Annotated in this window: 1 protein-coding gene and 1 pseudogene; one reads left to right on the top strand and one right to left on the bottom strand. The window is 72.8% G+C overall.

Translation table 11 applies throughout. From position 1 onward, the window contains the following. Positions 1-91 precede the first annotated feature (91 nt). Complete coding sequence (gene manA, locus DD1DGNOD_RS06115) at positions 92-1,348, top strand: mannose-6-phosphate isomerase, class I (protein ID WP_241255500.1); 1,257 nt, start codon at positions 92-94, stop codon at positions 1,346-1,348. A gap of 110 nt (positions 1,349-1,458) precedes the next feature. Here manA and DD1DGNOD_RS06110 read toward each other — a convergent pair. After that, positions 1,459-1,880: pseudogene (locus tag DD1DGNOD_RS06110) on the bottom strand (hypothetical protein); the annotation flags it as partial.

The following is a 1,880-nucleotide window of genomic DNA, read 5'->3' as shown; positions in this document are numbered from 1 at the left end:
ACGACGACGGACCCTGACGACGGCGGAGACCCTGACGACGGATCCTTCCGCCCGGAGGAGGCCGAGCAATAGTGACAGGCGGCGAGCAACAGTGACAGGTGGCCAGTCCGCTGGGATTCTGCGTTTGTTCGGGCGGGTGCGCGACTACGACTGGGGCTCGCCCACCGCCATCTACGATCTGCTCGGCGAGGACCCCTCCGGCCGGCCCGCCGCGGAACTGTGGCTGGGCACCCATCCGAGCGCACCGTCCGAGATCGAGACCGGCGGCCGGCGGCGACCGGCCGAGGCCGCCGTGGGTCGGCTGCCGTTCCTGCTGAAGGTTCTCGCCGCCGACAAGGCGCTCTCCCTGCAGGTGCATCCGGACAGGGCGCAGGCGCAGGCCGGTTTCGACGGCGAGGAGCGGGCCGGAGTGCCACCGCAGGCTCCCCACCGCCGGTACCGGGACCGCAACCACAAGCCGGAGCTGATCGTCGCGCTCACACCCTTCCGTGCTCTGGCCGGTATCCGTGACCCACAACGCACCCTGCGCGTGGTGCAGAGCCTCGGCCACCCCCCGCTGACCGCCGCGTTCGAGCCCCTGCGGGAAGACCCCTCCGTCGGGGCCGCAACGGTCCTGCGCACGCTGCTGACGATGCCCGCCCACCAGGCGCGCGGCCTCGTCGACGGGATAGTCAAGGCCGCCGGCATGATCGGCCCGCGGGCGGAGCCCGACGTGGCGGCAGCCGCCGACCTGGTCGGCCAGCTCGCCGTGGCACACCCCGGCGACGTCGGTATCGCCGCGGCGCTGCTGCTCAACGACGTGCTGCTCCAGCCGGGAGAAGCGCTCTTCCAGCCCGCTCGCCTGCTGCACGCCTACGTCCACGGCGTCGGCATCGAGATCATGGCCACGTCCGACAACGTGCTGCGCGGGGGTCTGACATCGAAACACGTCGACGTGAACGAACTGCTGCGCGTCCTGGACCCGACGCCGACCCGGGCACCTGTGCTCGCACCCCGGACCGTGCGCGGGGCGGCCGGGATCACCGTGCGTACCTGGGACGTACCGGTCGATGATTTCGTGCTGGCCGAGGCGGTGTGTGACGAGACCATGCCCAACCGGGCGGATCCCCGCGGAAACGTCCACGACAGCTCGGTCACCGTCCGGCGCCCCGCCGTCCTGCTGGTGACCGACGGCACCGTCATGGTGGAGGGCGTGGGTGTCTGCGCGACCAGGCTTCGACGCGGCCAGGCGGCCGTCGTGGCCCCGGCCCCAGGGGCACAAGGAGTGTCAGAGGCGGAAGGAGTGTTGACCCTGCGTGGACGGGGCAGGGTGTTCCTCGCCTCGCCCGGGTCGTGCGCACCGTCCTGACCGGTTCTCGCAGCGGCCAGGATGGTGTGCGGCGCCCACGGCTGCCGTCATCGGCCATCGACCTGTCGGCGGGCCATCGGACTGCCGGCCACCGGCATGCCGGCTGCCAGCTACCGGCGGAAGGCGACCCGGGGGTCCTGGAACAGGGCAGGGGCGAACGCCGTCCGCGGCGCCGCCGAGAGAGTCAGCGCGGAGAACCATCCGGTAGTGCCGATCGTCTGCGCCGCGACCAACGGTCCGCCACGGGTGACCATCCGCATGGCGCCGGCCAGCCCGACGGACACCGTCCGGCCGGCCGGGATCCGCAGCATGTTCCCGTCGAGCCACACCGTCACCGCGGCCTCCGGGGCGGTGAGTACCAGGGCTGACAGCGTCTGCCCCGGAACGGCGGGTAGCAGCGTAGCAGCTGCCGCGTCAGGCTCGATCACGTCCGCCGCGCCGACCCACAGGTGCTCCGGCGCCGCTGCCACGGCCGGCGGGCCCCCGGCAGGCTCCACGGGCAGCCCGAGACCGGCAACGACCGGCCCACCCG

The organism is Candidatus Protofrankia californiensis, assembly GCF_900634765.1.
GTDB lineage: Bacteria > Actinomycetota > Actinomycetes > Frankiales > Frankiaceae > Protofrankia > Protofrankia californiensis.
Note: the sequence above shows the minus strand (reverse complement) of the source record. Positions and strands in the feature narration are given on the sequence as shown.